The 19,378-nt window shown below is 48.4% G+C and carries 15 protein-coding genes; 11 read left to right on the forward strand and 4 right to left on the reverse strand.

What is annotated here, in order from left to right:
• The first annotated feature begins 103 nt into the window (after positions 1–103).
• From GS601_RS02970 to GS601_RS02980, 3 genes are all read left to right on the forward strand, one after another.
• Positions 104–634 (forward strand): GNAT family N-acetyltransferase, encoded by a 531-nt coding sequence (locus GS601_RS02970; RefSeq protein ID WP_162421788.1) that lies wholly within the window; start codon positions 104–106, stop codon positions 632–634.
• A gap of 70 nt (positions 635–704) precedes the next feature.
• Complete coding sequence (locus GS601_RS02975) at positions 705–911, forward strand: glycogen debranching protein (RefSeq protein ID WP_162421789.1); 207 nt, start codon at positions 705–707, stop codon at positions 909–911.
• 108 nt (positions 912–1,019) lie between these two features.
• Positions 1,020–1,697 (forward strand): potassium channel family protein, encoded by a 678-nt coding sequence (locus GS601_RS02980; protein WP_162421790.1) that lies wholly within the window; start codon positions 1,020–1,022, stop codon positions 1,695–1,697.
• Positions 1,698–1,802: 105 nt separating this feature from the next.
• Here GS601_RS02980 and GS601_RS02985 read toward each other — a convergent pair whose 3' ends face one another.
• Positions 1,803–3,413 carry a cation:proton antiporter gene (locus GS601_RS02985; RefSeq protein ID WP_162421791.1) on the reverse strand — a complete coding sequence of 537 codons (1,611 nt, stop codon included), beginning with the start codon at positions 3,411–3,413 and terminating at the stop codon, positions 1,803–1,805.
• Between the two features lie 210 nt (positions 3,414–3,623).
• On the opposite strand from GS601_RS02985, the gene GS601_RS02990 reads away from it, so the two are divergent.
• The 7 genes from GS601_RS02990 (at position 3,624) to GS601_RS03020 (ending at position 14,702) form a co-directional block, all read left to right on the forward strand.
• Positions 3,624–4,883, forward strand: a complete 1,260-nt coding sequence (locus GS601_RS02990; RefSeq protein WP_162421792.1) for an acetylornithine/succinylornithine family transaminase — start codon at positions 3,624–3,626, stop codon at positions 4,881–4,883.
• A gap of 155 nt (positions 4,884–5,038) precedes the next feature.
• Positions 5,039–5,275 carry a 50S ribosomal protein L28 gene (rpmB, locus tag GS601_RS02995; protein WP_162421793.1) on the forward strand — a complete coding sequence of 79 codons (237 nt, stop codon included), beginning with the start codon at positions 5,039–5,041 and terminating at the stop codon, positions 5,273–5,275.
• Between the two features lie 701 nt (positions 5,276–5,976).
• Positions 5,977–11,358, forward strand: coding sequence for a hormogonium polysaccharide biosynthesis protein HpsA (hpsA, locus tag GS601_RS03000; RefSeq protein WP_238393000.1), 5,382 nt, complete (start codon positions 5,977–5,979; stop codon positions 11,356–11,358).
• Positions 11,359–11,376: 18 nt separating this feature from the next.
• The gene (locus GS601_RS03005; RefSeq protein ID WP_162421795.1) at positions 11,377–12,207 is read left to right on the forward strand and encodes a type IV pilus modification PilV family protein; all 831 of its coding nucleotides are present in this window, start codon (positions 11,377–11,379) and stop codon (positions 12,205–12,207) included.
• A 177-nt stretch (positions 12,208–12,384) separates the two neighbouring features.
• The gene (locus GS601_RS03010) at positions 12,385–13,407 is read left to right on the forward strand and encodes a PilW family protein (RefSeq protein ID WP_162421796.1); all 1,023 of its coding nucleotides are present in this window, start codon (positions 12,385–12,387) and stop codon (positions 13,405–13,407) included.
• A 24-nt stretch (positions 13,408–13,431) separates the two neighbouring features.
• Complete coding sequence (locus GS601_RS03015) at positions 13,432–14,022, forward strand: pilus assembly FimT family protein (RefSeq protein WP_162421797.1); 591 nt, start codon at positions 13,432–13,434, stop codon at positions 14,020–14,022.
• Positions 14,023–14,090: 68 nt separating this feature from the next.
• Positions 14,091–14,702, forward strand: a complete 612-nt coding sequence (locus tag GS601_RS03020; protein ID WP_202924822.1) for a prepilin-type N-terminal cleavage/methylation domain-containing protein — start codon at positions 14,091–14,093, stop codon at positions 14,700–14,702.
• On the opposite strand, the gene glgB is transcribed toward GS601_RS03020, so the two are convergent.
• Together glgB and GS601_RS03030 are read right to left on the reverse strand one after the other, a co-directional pair.
• Positions 14,699–17,002, reverse strand: coding sequence for a 1,4-alpha-glucan branching enzyme (gene glgB / locus GS601_RS03025; RefSeq protein ID WP_162421799.1), 2,304 nt, complete (start codon positions 17,000–17,002; stop codon positions 14,699–14,701). The two genes, GS601_RS03020 and glgB, sit on opposite strands and share 4 nt — an antisense overlap.
• Positions 17,003–17,275: 273 nt before the next feature.
• Complete coding sequence (locus GS601_RS03030) at positions 17,276–17,575, reverse strand: 30S ribosomal protein PSRP-3 (protein WP_162421800.1); 300 nt, start codon at positions 17,573–17,575, stop codon at positions 17,276–17,278.
• A 105-nt stretch (positions 17,576–17,680) separates the two neighbouring features.
• Between GS601_RS03030 and GS601_RS03035 the strand changes: the two genes are divergently transcribed.
• A complete protein-coding gene (locus tag GS601_RS03035; protein WP_162421801.1) occupies positions 17,681–18,469 on the forward strand; it encodes a TIGR01548 family HAD-type hydrolase in 789 nt (262 codons plus the stop codon).
• A gap of 1 nt (position 18,470) precedes the next feature.
• Here the strand turns inward: GS601_RS03035 and GS601_RS03040 are convergent, their stop codons facing one another.
• Positions 18,471–19,295 (reverse strand): tetratricopeptide repeat protein, encoded by an 825-nt coding sequence (locus GS601_RS03040; RefSeq protein ID WP_162421802.1) that lies wholly within the window; start codon positions 19,293–19,295, stop codon positions 18,471–18,473.
• Between the last annotated feature and the right edge of the window lie 83 nt (positions 19,296–19,378).

Genomic DNA, 19,378 nt, shown 5'->3' on the forward strand with positions numbered 1-19,378 from the left:
GCAGGGTTCGGTTCTCTAGATCTAAATTCAGAGGAGAAACACTACAGGTTTATACAAGGTCTACTTTTGGTATCTTCTAACTTTATGCCTTTTGACTTTATCTATGCTTTCCAACTCAGCAACTTTCAAGATTCGCCTTGCAACTCCTGCGGATGTACCTGAAATTTTCTCGCTCATTCAAGCCCTTGCTGAGTACGAAAAATTAGCCCACCAAGTCACCGGATCGCCTAAAGAATTGGCGCTGCATTTGTTTGGTGATTCTTCGGAACTTGATCAATCGAGTCGTCGCTATATCGAAGCGATCGTAGCCCAAGCCTCTGACCAACTCGTAGGCTTTGCCCTGTTCTTTCATAACTATTCCACCTTCCTGACCGCACCCGGACTTTACCTTGAAGACCTCTTCGTGCTACCCGACTACCGAGGCATAGGGATCGGTAAAGCTCTGATCACAAAAGTTGCAGAACTAGCGGTCGAGCGAAACTGTGGGCGCGTTGAATGGAGCGTTTTAGACTGGAACGACTCTGCGATCGCGTTCTACCAGCACCTGGGGGCAACTCTCCTGCCTGACTGGCGCACCTGTCGAGTCACTGGAGAAGCTCTTGTCCACATGGCAACCCTACAGAGCAACGTCTAAGCCTTGAAACTGTGTCAAACATTCCCGTATCCTGGTAGTTAATCTCCTGTCCGTCTTGGAGGATACGATCGTGGCAATTTGGATAAACGAGCAGCTTGATCCCGGCGGTCTAATGTATGCCTGCATTGCCTGCCGTGACGAAACTCAAGCCGAAGCCTGTCATCAGTCGTTTGAAGACAACCTCACCGATAGGCAAAAAGCAGAAGGCTGGGTCGCCCGGATGCGGCAAGTGGAATCGTGGGATGAAGTCCCCGTCAACTCTTTAAAGCTAGATTAGCTGACAGCCAAATTGCCCTTCGCCCGTCGATCCGATCATTAAGCATGGCGACACATTTTCGCGCCTCTTCGCTTAAATAAAATAGGTAGAAACTATAGAGGGGTTGCTATGTATGTCTTGATTGGGGGTGCCGGACTCATTGGGCTGAGTTTGGCGCAGCGATTGGTAGATTTGGGGCATACCGTTGCTGTGATCGATATCAGTGCTGCTGCCTGTCATTATGCCCGTGAGCAACTGGGTGTCATTGCCTTCGAGGGGAGTGCTGTTAGCACTGAAATATTGCTCGAAGCTGGCATCCGTAAGGCAGATGCTTTGGTTGCGGTGCTGAGAGACGATGCGCTCAACCTAGCGATGGTGACGTTAGCCAAGCATTATGGTGTGCCACATATTCTGGTGCGAATGCGGCATAGAGATTTTGCTGGTCCTTACCGGTTTGCGGGGGCAACCCATGTGATCAATGCGATCGAGCTTGCAGTGTCTACGATGGTGAATGTGATCGAATATCCGGAAGTCGAGTCGATCATGCACTTTGAGCAAGGGCAAATTGAAGTCCTCAAATTGTCCCTTTCAGGAAACTGTGATGTTGTGGGTCGCAGCGTTGCCGAGGTTGCCCAAGATCCAAAATTTCCCAGGGGTTCCCTGATTATTGGTTATCAGCCTCATGCCCATATGGATCTGACGATTCCTAACGGCAGCACTATTTTAGAGCTAGAGTCTACGGTGTTGATTGCCACAAAGCCGGGGTTGATTCATGAAATGGTTGATTTTATGCAGAAATGTGGCTAGTAGATTGTTAACTTTAGGTTGATGGGTGAATGGGTGGATGGTTCCGATTACTAGACTCCCGGTCTCCCCCTCATTTCCTAGTCCCTCATCCACCTTGACAGACCACTAGTCGTCTTCTAAGTTCAGCAGTTGCTGATCGATGGTGCGGGTTCGCGATCGCACAATGTCCTCTGATAAAATGCGTTTCCGCAACGCATCACTCAGCGCATTTTTTTCAGCCAGCAGTAAGCGCCGCCTCACCGCATCAAATCGGGGTTCGACCCGGCTTCCCTTGTCCCCTCGTCGGTTGTAAAACTCTCGCAGCGATCGCTCGGCGGCGGCAACCTTCACCTGATAGCTCGATCGCATCTCTTCATAAATCGATTTTGCCAAAACCCCTGCATTGAGCAGCGTGTCTAGCTCTTCTTGGGCCGCTTTGGCAGTCATCAACTGAGACTGCAACCCTTCGATCCACTGCTGGGTTTCCGAGCCATGGGTGATGTTCAGACGCTTGACAAACAGGGGAAGACTCAAGGCTTGCCCCACCAATGATAGAAGCACTGCACCAAACACGATCGCAATTAGCGCCTCTCGCCCAGGCAGCGATGGCGGTAAACTCAAGACCAGCGCCATTGACAGCGATCCTTTAATGTTTCCTAGAAATAAAACATGTTGCCACTGGAGCGGAATAGGACGATCGATGCTACGTACGATCGCGAGCAGGGGATACACCGCAAGAAATCGCCCAGCTTGATACGCCAAAACTGCCAAAAGCACAGCAGGTAACGTGTTCCAGAGCGTCGGCACGCTCAGTTCTAACCCAATCAATAAAAAGATAAATGTGTTGACCCCAAATCCTGCGTATTCCCAAAAGCTCAGCACCGTAATCCGACTCGATGCTGAAATGCTACGTGGTTCCTTGGGAATTGCGCCAATGGGGAGTCGCTCTAAATTGCCGACCAATAATCCGGCTCCAACAACCGCCACTACACCCGACACGCCCAACCATTGACTGAGTTGAAAGGCACCCAGCGCGATCGCAACGGTTAACAAAATGCTGCTCAACGGATCGTCGTCAGACTGGACGTACAGCCCGATCCCCAAATATCCAAGCGTGATCCCAACTGCCAAGCCGCCCAAAATGGTCACCCCAAGTTCCTGAATACCCTCCACAACGCTGACGCTGCCCGTTGTGTTAAATTTCAAAATCAAACTAAATAAAACTAGAGCGATCCCATCGTTAAATAGACTTTCGCCTTCTACGATCGTAATGAGCCGCGACGGAACTGAAACTTCCTTAAAGACTGCGATTACAGATACCGTATCGGTGATTGCCAGGATGACACCGACCAACAACGCCGGAATCCACTCAAGCCTTAGCCCAAACTTTAAGCCAACGGCTGTTACGCCAACCGCAACCACCACTCCTGGACCAGCAAGTAGCAAAATTGGCTTTAATGTGCTGCGAAGTCGGCTAATGTCAGTATTAATTGCCGCTTCAAACAGCAAGATTGGCAAAAACAAGTTGATAATAAGCGAAGAATCGAGTCCAACCCGACGGGGCAAAAACTCTGAGATCGCTAACCCTGCCAATACCAAGCCAGTCACATACGGTATTCGCAACCGGCGAGACAATAAAGCCACAATCGTGGCAACCAGCAACAAAATGATTAACACTGTCACTAGTTCGGCAAACCGCCCTTGCTCACGTTCTACTGTTGCAATCAACTGTGTCATAACCTTCTGACTTACACCCTAGCGATCCTTCGAGATGTGGCACTGCCACCCCTTGACCATACCTGGCTTCACCATAATTGCTTTAGAACAACATCTCTAAAGATAAGAGATGCCAATCCAATTTTTCTACCGAGAAAGTCCTCCTCTAAACGGTTCATACTGAAGTTTTCGCGCTTTGTCCTCGATTTATTTTATTAAGGAACGAAATCAGTGACTCCAGAAACCCTTGTCAAAACCCCTTCAACGCCTAGCTCGTTCACCACGGCTGAGTTTGACGAATACGTGATGAAAACCTACGGACGGTTTCCGTTAGTTCTAGAGCGAGGGCAAGGCTGCCGCGTATGGGATGACCAAGGACGAGCCTATCTGGATTTTGTAGCCGGAATTGCCACTTGTACGCTAGGACATGCCCATCCTGCGATCGTAGCTGCCGTTACCGAGCAAATTCAAACCCTTCACCATGTTTCCAATCTTTACTATGTCCGGCAGCAGGGCGAACTAGCCAAGTGGCTTGTAAACCATTCTTGTGCCGATCGCGCCTTTTTCTGTAACTCTGGAGCCGAGGCAAACGAAGGGGCAATCAAACTAGCTCGAAAATATGGGCATACCGTTCTAAAGCTTGAGAACCCCGTTATTCTAACGGCTCACGCTAGTTTCCATGGACGAACGCTTGCCACCATCACCGCTACTGGGCAGCCCAAATATCAGAAGGATTTTAGCCCCCTAGTTCCAGGATTTCATTACGTTCCATACAACGATATTGCAGCGTTGGAATGCGCGATCGCAGAGCTTGATCATGACCAGCGCCATGTCGCCGCAATTATGCTCGAAGGACTCCAAGGAGAAGGCGGCGTTCGTCCCGGAGATCGCGCCTACTTCCAGCGCGTCCGGGAAATTTGTGACAAAACCGGCATTCTGCTAATTATGGATGAGGTTCAGGTTGGCATGGGTCGTACGGGCTATTGGTGGGGCTACGAAAATCTTGGGGTCGAGCCAGACATTTTCACCTCTGCAAAAGGATTGGGCGGCGGCATCCCTATCGGTGCAATGTTGTGCAAATCCTTTTGCGACGTGTTTCAACCCGGCGATCATGCCAGCACCTTTGGCGGAAATCCGTTTGCCTGTGGCGTCGCCTTGGCAGTCTGCCAAACCTTAGAAAATGAAAATATTTTGACCCATGTTCAGGTGCAAGGTGAGCATCTCAGATCTGGACTGAGACACCTAGCTGAGCAATATCCTACGTTAATCGTAGAGGTGCGCGGTTGGGGCTTAATTAATGGGATGGAACTTCACGCTGAAGCGAGCTTGACTTCTGCCGATGTTGTCAAAGCAGCCATGCAAGAAGGTGTGTTACTTGTTCCGGCAGGCTTAAAGGTCGTGCGGTTTGTGCCACCACTGATCGTGACGACCGCAGAAATTGACCAAGCATTACATGCGATCGCTCGTGCCCTTTCTACGCTATCCACCTAATATCTTGGAGGGATCAGGGCACTTCTTTACATCTTTTCTGATGATACATAACCAAAAGCGTCTCCCTCCTGCATTTTTTGTTCTCGATTAGAGCAAGAATTGGTATAATGAAGGACTGTACTCAACATTTTGTTTACGCAATATCGGAGACCACCATGGCGCGAAAATGTCAGCTTACCGGCAAAACGGCAAATAATGCCTTTGCTGTCTCTCACTCTCACCGTCGAACCAAAAAACTGCAAGAAGTAAATTTGCAGTGGAAGCGCATTTGGTGGGAATCTGGCAATCGCTGGGTCAGGTTGCGCCTTTCTACCAAAGCCATTAAAACGCTAGAGCATAAGAGCCTAGATACCTTTGCAAAAGAAGCAGGAATTGACCTGCGCCGTCTGTAAATTTTTTGAAACATAGACCTGTTACGATCGCTAGTTTTTGCAGCGCAGAAATTCGGTCTCCGAGATTAATTTAGCCATTGATCTAAATTGTCTATCTTAGAAAATCTATCTTAGAAAAACTGGGGTAATCGTCATCAAACGATCCCCAGTTTTTTATTGACTGTTTCTCTAGAAAGATAAAAACTTTTGAACCCTTGATAGAAAGTAGAAGGCAAGTGGGTAGCATAAGCGCACTAACCTTTCTATCCGTATCGTATTTTCCAGGTAATTCACTATGGCTTCCATTTTTTGGCTGCGCTGTGGTTTCCCGATCTAGACTAGGCACAATTTAGAACAGACAAAGCGTTTGACTCGTTTACTTTTTACTCTTTTGGTTTCTAACTTGCGTAAAATTACAGAATTCAAAAAGCGCTTTTTAGTGCCTATTAAAGGATTATCTTTCCGGAAGAGGTCTATTAAAATTGGTTTCGGTGAACGTTAGAGTTGAGTTGTCAAAACTGTGAAAAACTTCACTAACCCAGTGTTCAATAGCCAAATTTACTTTAGGGGTTTAATAAACTTTCTAAAATCTGACTTGACTTTTCTAGAGGAAAACGCAGGAGACTAACCTACATCCCTAGGTTCCCTACTCCTTGGCAGACAACTCGTCTACCTACCCCAATCGCTCTCGCACCCTATTTCCTTCTGCCAAATCAGCAGCTATGTCACACCGTAAACTCGCACAAGCCATTCAGGGTCTATTTCGCCAGGTTCGGAGACTCTATCGATCGCTAACAAAATCTTTTGTTAACTGGCTTCTCCGATCTGCGCTTATCAACCAGCACCAGGGAAAGGTTGCACCATCAGGTTTTGTACTACCAACCACGGTTCTGCTGGTGTTGGTTGTATCGTTGACAGTTGGTGCCCTTACTTTCCGGGCTTACAACCGCAACACACAAGTCATTGGTGAAGCGCAACAGAGGGTGATCTACAATGCAGCTACCCCGGCGGTCGATCGTGCCCGCTCTAAGATGGAGTTTCTGTTTGACCCTACCCGCGACACTCGCTACCCTGGCGGCGTACCCAGCGAAGAACTGCTCTACAACATGCTGCTCAATGATGGCTCAAGTAGCATCATCAAGCTTCCGGTTAAAGATAAACAGGGTAATCTGGTAGAAGCTTACGATTTGTCAGATGAGACTCGAATCGACCTTAATGGCGACGGTAAGAAAGATAACGCTTGGTCGTTTCGCACCGATACCGACAGCGATGGCAAAGCAGATGCAACGGTTGTTTATTCCATCGCGTTGAGAACGCCCTATGATCCTGAAAAGCCCAAAAAAACGATCAACGAACAGCTAGTTTCTTTGAGCGATAAAGAAAAAGCAAACTTTAACATAAAAGACAAAACTGGAAAAGTAGTCGAACCTGCTGCGATCGTGGTGCGTCATGGGCCGCTTAGCAACGATTTAAAGGCGATCGGGTGTACAACCACAGCCGGGAATAGCGCGCCAGAGGGCGGTTGGTTTGAAGACTCAGCGAATACCTCAATCCTACGCAAAAATTTTCAGGTGGATGCTCTGGTAATTCCAGATGCAGCTAAGTCAACGGCTGTCACGCTAGAGATGCACCAGGATCGCCAAATTAACCGAGGCAATAAGTGGGGAGCTTGGTTCCGCAACGACTTGGAGATTTATCCCGGTCCTACCTTCAATTGGAACGGTGCGATGCACACCGAGGGAAGCTTGATCGTTGGGGGCAGCAGTGGCAAATTTAACGCTCACTTGATTAGTGCCAAAAACTCTTGTGTCTATGAGCCAGCTTCTAACTCAGACATCACGGTTACGAGCTATCAAGATAATAACAGTCAACTTCTCTATCAGGGGGTTGCGATCGCGGGAGCGATGAAGACCAACACCACAGCAGGCAGTGTCGCCATTTATATTCACGGTCCTAAACCAGAAAATAGTGCTAAAACCCTTAATAGTGGTTCTGATGCTGCTAAAAACAATGTCACCCCTATCAATGTCTCCATTGATCCCAAAAAAGTTTTGACGGAAGACGGCTACACCAATCGATCACAGACAAACAACAGTACGCTGCAAGACTGGAACAACCTAAAAACCAAAGGCTTAGGAGAACGGATTAAGAATGTCTCCGAGAAAGCGCCTTATGTCGATGATCTCTACCGCGCTGACGATCGCTGGGGTCCGAAGTATAAATATGACGACAACAAAGATGGTCAAATTCCTGCTGGCAAAAAAGTAGGAGACGATATTGTTGGCGATCAGTACTCTCGCCTAACGTTACAAAATCCGCCGTCTCTTGAGCAAAGCAGTGAAGGCGTTGTAGGACTAGATGGATATTGGGAGCGGCGTGCTAGAAGTGCTGGACTTCGCATTCTAGTAGGTGAGCGCTTAGAGCTAGGTAATCTCAATACTTGGTTTGCACCGCAAAATAAAAATGGCAATGACTTTATTGAATCCGGCGAAACCGAAGGTGATCCCCTCTATCCACCCACTGTAAAACCGTATCCGGTTGCATCTTCCGGCACAACTGTAAAACACGTTGACCTGCAACGGCGCTCGCTTCGAGATAATGTTTCAGCAGTTCAATCAACAGCAGTTTATCACTTTAATGTAGAGCCAAAAAATCCAGACTATCCGGTTGCGTGTCTTGCTACTACTGCCCATCCTGGTACACCAACGACTCTTCGTCAGTCGATCAACTTTATACAAACCCAGTTTGCCAAAGGGGGCGATCCAGCCAGCCCAGAGAACGCCTTTTTATTGACCAACTTTTTTACAGGTCAGGGGACTAACGGTTGGGAATTTAATCCTCCTGCCAATGACGCCGCCGCGTTTGAGCTTGCAATGAATAGTGATAGCCCATTACGCAAAGCACTAACCAATCTCGCATCCTTTGCTGGCGACCCAGATGGGGCGTACCCGCCTAAATCCGATGATAAGATTCATCCTTATCCTGCTCTAACAATGTGGGGCAATTTTTCTAATTTGAGAAGAACCCTAGGCAAGTTAGAAGGAGGCACTCAGTACGCAAACTTAAGCATTGCCGACAAAACCTATTTGCATACGGCTGCTTGCACGCTGGGTAGCCTCGCCTACACCATTAGCCAGCTTCAGCAATTTGACCCCTCTAACCCAAATAACGACTTTGTTCCCAGTCGAGCTTTAACTCCTTCACTCAGCCAAAACGGTAGAGTTCTGTCTGATCTAGCTGGAAGGCTGTTCACCCTAATGGATGGGGAGATCAAAACCGCAAACGGCGGTGATGAAGTCTTGCCAAAGTCTCAGCTAAGTACCTACGGTTACAAGGAAAATGGCATCTATAGTCCCTCAGATTACAATGCAAAGGATTACTACAATGTTCCGCCGGAGGTGTTTATTGGGGTGTTGAAGCGGCAAATTGCTGCTGTGTCAGGTTCAGATGTTGAGAATGATCCACGCATTCGGTTAGCTGAGATGATTATGCTGCATCATCAGATTCGGCGCGATCGCACCTTTGGCTTCCGACCTTCTCCTGCATTTGGAGAGTATGTTGTTAAATATCAAGATGCTTATTATCCCGTCTTTCCAACGGCTTGTGACCCCGATGAATTTACCTTTGGGCAACGAGTAGGCGGTGCTGATCCGTTCCAGGGTAATGGTGATGCCACTGACCCAGATCTCAAAATTGCACGCGGCATTTCTTCGGTTAAACTAGCAGATGGCTCGCGTGAAGACGCCTCTAATCTGGCAAAACTCAGCCAGAAAGAACTCGGTAAGTACCGACTAGCGCTCTCTCGCCTTTGCGGCACGGTTGATACCCGTAACTATGAGCCTGGTAATCCTGCTAAACAGGCAACAGTCCTACCCAAGTTCCCTTCGCTACATTATATTTTTCCAGAAAAAGATCATACTCTCACGGGAGCTATCGAAGACATACCTGGATCGTCCCTGAAATACGATTACCGTCAGCCCGACGGAACGTCGCTTCCTGGCAATCCTGATCCTGAACCCTACATCACAGATGCATATGTCAAGACCCTTGTTCTGAGCAAACCATTCAGACAAGTTGATGCTGCTCTTCCAGGAACAGCAGGGACAAACAGAGCAAGATTTAGAACTTTTGAGCCTCAAACGCCCGCTTCTGCAATACCAATCTCAAATATTTCAGCAAATATCAATTCCAATGGCATTAACGGTAGTCTATCGCCGACTACTTCTAGTAGCCGCCCTTACTTTGTTCCCGATACCAGTGCTCCTCCCGCTTGGACTCCTACAATTCCTTTTCCAATCGAGGACTATTCAGTCGAAGCAGTTGCTCTACAGCCCAAGAAGTTAAACGATTGGACATTACCGAAGATGCTTCAGCCAGATCTGCCATCTGGTAGCTACAGCAGCACATTCAAAACAAACGGTCCAACAAAAACGAGTGCACCCAATTTTCCAACTAACTTTATCGTCACTCCTGATGCGAATGATCCGACAAATCCTAATAAATCTAGCGTCACGGCGGTTCCATTCCTAGACCGTGCGTTCTTCGATGGTCGCCAATATTTACTCACTCGCTCTCTCGACATTGATCTAGGGATGTTGAGAAACAACTTAGCTGGAACCCAGAATGTTTGGTTGCCAGAGAGCGGCGTCGTCTACGCTTTCCGGGAAGATGCCATTCGCGAAGACGCAATTAAGCGACCTGATGCCGCCACGGGTATGGATGTGCGTAATCTTGCCGAAACCAAAGATCCTAGTGTTGATGCACGCGGTATTTCAACCAAAGCGATCGATTTCTTGCCAGATCCCGATCGTAGGAGCCACGGCTTTCGGCTGCGGAATGGCGCACAAGTCAAACGCAAAGATGGTCTGATCGATACTGACAAAAACATTCGTGGACTGTCGTTCTTTACGGATCAGCCTGTCTATATTCAAGGGGATTTCAATCTTCATCAAGACGGCACAGATGACACAGCCGGAGTCGCCATTGAAGAGTTTAAGCAGAAACTACCTGCTAGCGGTCCTTACACAGCGCAGCAGTTCTACAATGATCGAGTTGATCGAGATGATAGCTTTGCTAAGCCTAATATTGATCGCTGGCGTCCCTCTGAAATTTTAGCTGACAGCATCACAATTCTTTCCAGCGCTTTCTGTGATGGAAGTGTCGCTGATAGCTTTGTTCTACCAGCTACGATTCAATCCTCACCCTTTAAACCCGATTACACAATTTCGACCAATCAGTCAAATATTGACGGCGATCGAAGGGTATACAACAAAGCTGGTTTGTATGGTCCTGGTTGCCCGTCTAATGGGCGCGGTTCTTTCAACAACCAAAATCGTCCTAAATCTGCTCTGCAATCAGGAAGAGACTGGATGCGAGAAAATTCTTCTCCCTATACCTACTTACAGCGCAATCTCCTCGACCTGACCGGTAAGTTCGACTACTGGACTGATTTCACCTCCCCCATCAAAATTTCTCGGGTGGGTCAGCCTTTAGTTGTGGATGCCCAAGCTGGTCTTCCGCTACTAACTTCTAGACCCGCTACTCCAACAACGGTTCCGCCAACCAATACTGCTGCTCCCTATCCATCGAAAGGAGGTAACTACATTGCTGTAGATGAAGATAATACTGCGCGCTTGATGACTGCCCAAGAAACCCGGATTAACTCGATTGTTGTGAGTGGAATTCACCCATCTCGAGAGAAGCAAGGATACGGCGGACTTCACAATTTCCCACGCTTTCTTGAGAATTGGGGGAGCAGAAATCTGTTCTTTGCAGGTTCTTTCCTACAGTTAAATTTCAGCAATTATGCAACCGCACCCTTTGAAACTGAAACGTGGGAACCCCCTGCGGTAACCACGGGAATTGATAACGAGAGCATTCCTTATTACAGCCCTCCAAATCGCCTGTGGGGGTATGACGTTGCCCTACAACTCAGCCCTGCGGGTCCTGCTGCCGCCCGTTTCGTTACATCAGGTAAAGATCGCAGCGAATTTTACAGCGAGCCTCCTGTTAATGATCCATATATTGCCAAGCTGTGCAAAGCCGTTAAAAACAGCACTGGGCTTATTCCGTCCGGCGTCACCGTAAATTGCCCAGGTAGCTAGTAATCAGGAGTTCTAAATATGCTGTTACCTCTCACTCAAAATCTGGGCAAGGCTACTGTGACTCGTGGTATGGCTTTGCAGTTAGCGATCGCCCTAACCCAAGCCCGATCTACAAAGCGCTCGGATCAAGGGCTTACCTTGATCGAAGGCTTAGTCGCGATTATTATCGTCACAATCACCGTTGTCAGCATTACTCCTCCTATTTTTTGGGCAACTGGCTCTCGCGTTCAGACTCGACGGGCAGAGCAAGCCTTGCAACTGGCTCAAGGAGAAATCGATCGAGTCCGCGCTTTAGTTGAGCGAGATAAGTTTGAGCTTGCTGATTTGCCGCCTGCTGCGGGCGATGAGGAAGAAGTTCGTAAAGCTGCTACTACTGACCCTGGAATTGCTGCACCAAATAGCGCTCAAGAAAGCAACAAAATTGTCACAGCAGACCCAAAATGCTCGGCTAACAAATCAAATACGCTGATTCCCGACTCTAAAGAAAAGTACATTCAGGTTGATGTTGATACAGACGGTAGTTGTGAAGCTGATTTTTTGGTTCAAACGTTCCGCAGTACAGGTCTTAATAGCAGTGGTGATGCCCTAGTCCCAGGAGAAAAGCCGGCTGCATTTGTGATGGGGGTGAGAGTGTACTCTTTTGTTGCAAGAGACAACTTGAATGCTAATAAAGGTGAGAAAGAGCAAGTTAGCCTGAAAGGAACAACAGGGCTTGGCAACCAGTTACAACGTCCTTTGGCTGTTCTCTACACAACGGTTGTGCCTAGCAATGCCAGCGCAAATGTGGATCTCTACAGGGCGCTTTGCAAGCCTACTAATGCCGATCTTCAAGGCTCCCGTAAGTGCTGAATAGTTACGCGTTTTAGAGCTAGTAGATTATCAACTTTGAGTTAAGGGGTAGATGGGTGAGAGGGTAGAGGGGTGGATGAGTAAGAGGGTCGATGGAGATGTTACATATGCGCCCATCCACCCATCCATCATTTCAGCCTTGACAGACAACTAGAAAAGCCATCAGGGATAGGAACAATGTCTAGACAATTTCTCAAGCAGAGCGTATTTTCGCTTCTGCTGTCATCCAAGCAGAAGAGGAATACTGGCTTTACGATGATTGAGCTTTTGGTTGCGCTGTTTATCGGCAGCGTGATCACGGGTGGATTGCTGTTTATGGTTGTAAAACTGTTAGAGACAAATCAGCGCGAGGCTTCGCGGAGTGATACTCAACGTGAAGTGCAAATGGCAATGGACTATATTTCTCGCGATCTCCGTGAAGCTGTTTATGTTTACGATGGGCGCTGTCTAGTTAAAGATAGCGCTGCTGTGAATACGAGCCAAAACTGCACTGGCTTGTTGGATTACTTACCCGAGCCAATCTCCGGTGAAGCGACTACCTTGCCTGTTTTAGCATTTTGGAAAGTTGAAGACCTTCCCCAAAACCTGAAAACTAATTGCAGCAATAATGCAGCAGCTTTTTCTAGCACTGCTGCTCTTCCTGTCGCTGTGGCGGGTGTTCCTTGTATTTCTCGTCGGATGTACACTCTAGTGGTTTATACATTAGATTGGACTAACGGTGACAACTGGAAGGGCAAAGCTAGAATCAAACGGTACAATTTACCTCAATTTTCTGATAGTGCGGGTGCAGGTGGAACTCAGCCAGAGATTACTAAGGGGTGGCTCTATCCAGCCGGAGAGAACACGGGTTTTAATTATTGGCCCAACAATAAAGATTACAAGCCCATTGCTGGTTATGTAGTGCCAGTTGCGGCTACGAATGCAAACAATCAGGTTTTACTTGACTTTGTTGATAAAAATCCTTTAATTGGTGGCGACGTGACTTGCCCCAACGACTATACTGTGACTCCTGCTTCGGCAAGTGCGAGGGGCTTTTATGTGTGTGTGAAGGGTGCAGAAAGCAACGGCAAATTGAATCAAGAAGTCATCATCCGCATTCAAGGGAACGTTGCCGGTAGACCAGGAGCAAGTAATGCTAACATTCCGCTTCCCATAGAGACTCGTGTGCTGACACGGGGCGTATTGAATAAGAATATTTAGGGCTGGCTCAACTGGGAGAGAACAATGAAAAGGCAGAGACTTTCAAGGCGATCGACAGCAGGATTTACGCTCCTCGAAACGCTAGTGGTCATCATTATGATCGGCGTGATGTTTGCGATCGCGGCTCCTAGCTGGGTAACGTTTACCAATAACCAGCGCTTAAACACAGTTAGAAGTCAGATTTTTGAAACCTTACGCGCTGCCCAAGCTGACGCAAAACGCACAAAAATTAATCGCGCGGTTGTCTTCGATAACAATAGCAACCGACCTAGAATGGCGACTATCCCCGTTTCTGGGGACTCGATGACCAAAGACTCTGGTGCTTTAATTACTAAGACCGAGGTTCAAAATTGGCAGACCGTAGGCAATGGAGAAATTGCGCCTGGAACGATTAAGGTAAACGCTGTTCCTGTGCCGGTAAGCCAAAACTTTGATGCATCTGTTTTGTTTGATACCTATGGCAATGTGATCAAAATCAACAACGTTGCCCTGCCCACCGAGACCGGCTACAAAATTACTGTAGGAGTCGTCAGTAGTGTTAATCCTCGCCGTTGCATCATGATCAAAACATTGCTGGGGGCAATGCAGGAAGGGGCGAACGAAGAGTGTCAGTAGCCTCAGATCTGGGGAACTGCCGTTTAGCGCTTGCTGACTTACTAATTTTATTTGATTGAGATTGTTCGATGCAGATACACCATCGCTATTTGAATCAATTGAGGCGATGTGCCAGATCGCATTCCAACCAGGGTAAAAACCGGCACTCAGAAAAAGTCTCGTTCGATCAGGGTTTGACGTTGCTGGAAATCTTGGTTGTGTTGCTGATAATTGGAGCGATCGCTGCGATCGCGGCTCCCTCTTGGATCTCATTCCTCAATAATCAGAAGTTGATCACTGCTCGAAATCAAGTATTTGATGTTCTTCGCCAGGCACAAAGTACCGCCAAGTTACAGCATATTGGGCACGACACAAAATTTAGGCAATCCGGCGATCGAGTTGAGTGGGTGATTCACCCTGTCGGCGATACTGAGCTATCTACTGCTGAGCTACTGACCCTCCCCTGGAACACTCTAGCCGAACAAGTTCAGCTAGATCCGGAAACAACTTTGTACAGAAAAGACAACGTTTACCGAGTTCGGTTCAACGACTACGGCGAAGTAAACGGACAACTGGGGCGAGTGACTCTCTCTGTTACCTCAGGTCAGGTTAGAAAGCGATGCGTCATTGTATCTAGCCTACTGGGGGCGATGCGTACAGGAGAGAGTCAACCTCAGAAAAAAGACCCAAAGTGCGACTAATTTAGAGCTTGGGTTGCTGCGATCTCGCTGAGCGTCTTTTGGCGATCGAGCTTAAAGATTACAGTGGCTAAGGGAGGAAGGCAGAGATCGAGAGAATAAGAGAAATTTTGGTATGCCCATTCATCCGTCCATTTACCGCCCAAATTGCCCATATTGCTACCGCCATAGTCACGCGCATCGCTATTGAGAAGCTCTGTATAGAAGCCCGGCTCAGGAACACCAACTCGATAATGGCTATGCGGCTGAGGCGTAAAATTGCACACTGTCAAAATAAAGTCATCAGAGTGTTGATCCCGGCGAATGAACGAAACAACGCTGTGGCGATTGTCGCTACAGTCTATCCATTCAAACCCTTCTTGGGCGAAGTCTTGTGTATAGAGAGCAGGTTCACGACGGTAGAGAGCATTGAGAGCAGACACAAAGCTCTTTAGCTTTTGATGGGAATCAAACTGTAGAAGATGCCACTCTAGATCGCTCCAAACATTCCACTCACTCCATTGACCAAATTCCATACTCATAAACAGCGTTTTCTTGCCCGGATGCGTGAACATAAATGCGTAGAGACATCGGAGGTTAGCAAATTTTTGCCATTCATCCCCTGGCATCTTACCGATCATATTGCTCTTGCCATGCACCACCTCATCATGGGAAAGCGCCAGCATGAAATTCTCGCTGTGGTTGTACCACATGCTAAACGTGATGTTGTTTTGATGAAACTGACGGAACCACGGATCCATGTGAAAATAGTCGAGCATGTCGTGCATCCAGCCCATGTTCCACTTGAGGTTAAACCCTAGACCGCCAACGTAAGTAGGCCAAGACACCATCGGCCAAGATGTAGACTCTTCAGCGATCGACAAAACGCCAGGAAAGTAGCTGAAGATCACATGATTCATTTGCCGCAAAAATTCAGCCGCTTCGATATTTTCTCGCCCACCATACTGATTTGTGACCCATTCGCCCTCTTTGCGCTGGTAGTCAAGATAGAGCATGGAGGCGACCGCATCAACGCGAATTCCATCAATATGATATTTATCAAACCAGAACAGCGCGTTTGCCACGAGGTAATTTCGCACCTCATGACGGGCATAGTTAAAAACTAGCGTCCCCCACTCTTTGTGTTCGCCTTTGCGGGGATCCGCGTATTCGTACAAGTGAGATCCATCAAAAAACGCCAGCCCGTGACCATCTTTGGGAAAGTGTCCTGGAACCCAATCGACAATCACGCCGATGCCGTTTTGGTGACACTGATCGACAAAGTACATGAAATCTTCAGGAGAGCCATAGCGGGAAGTGCAGGCATAGTGCCCTACGACCTGATATCCCCAAGATCCATCGAAGGGATGCTCTGCGATCGGTAACAATTCAATATGAGTAAACCCCAACTCCTTGACATACGGAATCAATTTATCCGCCAATTCTCGGTAAGTTAGGAACCGTGCCCCTGGCTTTAGCTCCGACACGATAACGGCAGGCGACGTTTCCCCATTGGGTAATGTGGCTGGCTCGGCTGAGGAGGTATGAAGCCAGGAGCCAATATGCACTTCATACACGGAGATGGGTTGAGATAGGTCGTTTTGCCGTCGTTTCTCGATCCAGTCTTGGTCTGTCCACCGGTAGGCGTCTAGATCCGTGACGATCGACGCTGTTTTGGGACGAGTTTCCTGTTGAAATCCGTAGGGATCGGATTTTTCGTAGATGTGCCCATCACAGTTTTTGACCTCATATTTGTAGGGCGTGCCAACGCTTAATTCTGGAATAAACAGTTCCCAAATTCCGGTCGCGCCTTTCCGCATCTGGTGCTTGCGCCCATCCCAGTGGTTGAAGTTGCCAATCACCGAGACGTTGCGAGCGTTGGGGGCCCAAACCGCAAAATAGACCCCTGAAATCCCGCTCTGAGTGGTGAAGTGTGCTCCAAGCTTTTCGTAAATGCGATGGTGGTTGCCTTCGGCAAAAAGGTAGGTGTCAAGTTCGGTCAATAAGGGGGAACGGAAGGCGTAGGGGTCATAAATAACGCGATCGCTCTCTCCTTCCTTGATCCGCAACTGATAGTTCATCAGGTCGGGAGTATCAATAATGCACTCGAAGAAATGAGGATGATGCAGCGATCGCATGGGATGCTCGGTGCGCTGTTCGGGCAACACGACCCACACGGCCTCTGCATTGGGTTGGTAAGCCCTCACCACCCAAACGGATTTGCCATCTTGCTCACTCTGATGGGGACCTAGCACCTCAAACGGGTCGTGATGCTGGTTCCAAACAATCCGTTCTACTTGGTCGGGGGCGATCGTCATAGACATGAAGCTTACCTACCTTAAAAAAACAGTTGCTTATAGCCATAAAAAATGTAGCGATCCAAAGTTAAGGATCTGTAATAAACCGTAGCAAATCATTGTAAAAGCCACAAATGATTGGTGGCTTACCCTTCCAATCATAGATCTTGTTCGTAGATTGACACTAAATGTGTGTATTTAGACTATAAAAAGCCCCCAATCCAAGCTAGAAGGGGGCTAAAGGATAGATCCCATAGAACGCAAACACGCCTTTGCCAGCGATGAAGCGGAGTAACTAGGTTAGGCGCTACCGGTGAATGTAACTTCTGGAAACTTAGATTGAGCCTCCGACATGGGGCGCTTTCTGCCCTCTTCCTGCCAGTAATTAATCACCTCGGTAGCCTTGTTAAGCAACTCAACCCGATCAACTTCTGTGATCCAATGCTTTTTCTCTAACTCGGTCTTCAACTGTTCCCAAGCATCGTTGCGGGGCCAAAAGAAATAGGACGTCAGGGGGCTTGTCCCTTTCCCTACGACTTGATCGACCGCCAGTGCGACGTTCTCTTCTAACCAGAGAACCTTTAGAATAAACTTCGACAAAATCTAACCTCCAGCGCAGTCCCAAGCTTTCTTACTACAGTCTGTCATTCTACCGCACACTTTTAGTAGATGATGGAAATCTCTCAAATTGCGGCGAGGATTGCTATGAATCGTGCTAATGCGATCGTTGTGTTTGATATTGACGGTGTGATTCGGGATGTGGGGGGGTCTTATCGTCGTGCCCTTGCCGATACGGTAGAGCACTTTACCAACGGATGCTATCGCCCCTCTCCCCAAGAGATTGACGCCCTGAAATCGGAGGGGCTTTGGAACAACGATTGGGAAGCTTCCCAAGAGTTGGTCTATCGATACTTTGAGGCACAGGACACCCCTCGGAGTGCGATCGCGCTCGATTACCAAGAGTTGGTTGCATTCTTTCAATCTCGCTACCGTGGGGCTGACCCAGAGCATTGGACAGGATACATTTGTCAGGAGCCGTTGTTGCTAGAGGCGCAGTACTTTGATGGGCTAACCAAAGCGGGGATTGGATGGGGCTTTTTTAGCGGAGCCACCCGTGCTTCGGCAACCTACGTTTTGCAAAAACGGCTGGGCTTACAAAATTTGGTTTTGGTAGCGATGGAAGATGCACCCGGAAAACCTGATCCGACCGGACTTTTGCAAACGATTCACCAGTTGGATGCCCAATCTCCGTCAATTCCCGTCCTCTACATTGGCGATACGATCGCGGATATTTATACGGTCAACAATGCCGCCGCGATGCAGACCGACCGACGCTGGATTGGGGTCGGTGTCTTGCCTCCCCATATCTATGCAGCGAAAGACCAGAAGGATGCCTACGCTGAGATGCTTTATGGGGCGGGTGCGATCGCGGTTTTAGACACAGTGCAAGCGTTGACGCCAGACAAGATTGCTCAGTTAGTGACGGGCGAGTGAGTTATCGGAGGCTGAGAAATTTTTCGAGGGCTGTCACCATGGTTGGAGGCCACCGCCGCACGGTTTTGACCCAGTTGATGTCTTTGTAGCGGTTGTCGAGTCCTACGGCAGAAACCCACTGGCTCTCGGCTTCTCCTATTTTGCCATGGCTCCATAAGGTGGCGGTGAGGGCGGCTCTCATGTCGGCAAAGCGGGGATATTTTCGCACCAGGTTTCGCATGTTGCGAATGGCGTCCTCGGTCTGCCCCAATTGATATTGGGCAAGGGCATGATTGGCGCGGGCAAAGGCGTAATCTGGGGCTAACTCAAAGGCTTTTTGGTAGTCAGCAAGGGCGGTTTCCCACTGTCCGAGACCGGCATTGGCGTTGCCGCGATTGTTAAACGCGGCGGGATCACTGGGATCAAGGTCTAACACATGGTTGTAGTCTGCGATCGCGGCTTCCCAGTTTCCCAACCCCTCCAGCGCAGCGCCACGATTAAGATAGGGATCAGGAGCATCGGGGGCGAGTTCCATGGCTTTGTCGAAGTCTGCGATCGCAGATTCTAGCTTGTTTTGGCTCACTTTTGCGTTACCGCGATTGCTCCAGACCGCCGGATTATCAGGCATGAGAGTAATGATATCTGTCCAGCGCTGCTCTGCCGTTGCAAAATCGCCCTTATTTGTTGCATCAAAAGCGTTTTGCCGGAGGCTGGAGAGGGTTTCAAAGAATTCTTGAGCAGAAGGTGGCTCAAAGTCTGACTCAGCCGCCAGGGCAGGGAGCGCACTCAAGCACAGAGAACTAACCAGCAGCAGCACCAAGATTGACTTCAGCACTTGACGAATCATGAAGACGCTCCAAATAGGTTGAGATAAAAATAATTTAGGTTGAGACAAAAATAATTTAGGTTGAGACAAAAATAATTTAAAAC

This window comes from Myxacorys almedinensis A (assembly GCF_010091945.1).
Lineage (GTDB): Bacteria > Cyanobacteriota > Cyanobacteriia > Leptolyngbyales > Leptolyngbyaceae > Myxacorys > Myxacorys almedinensis.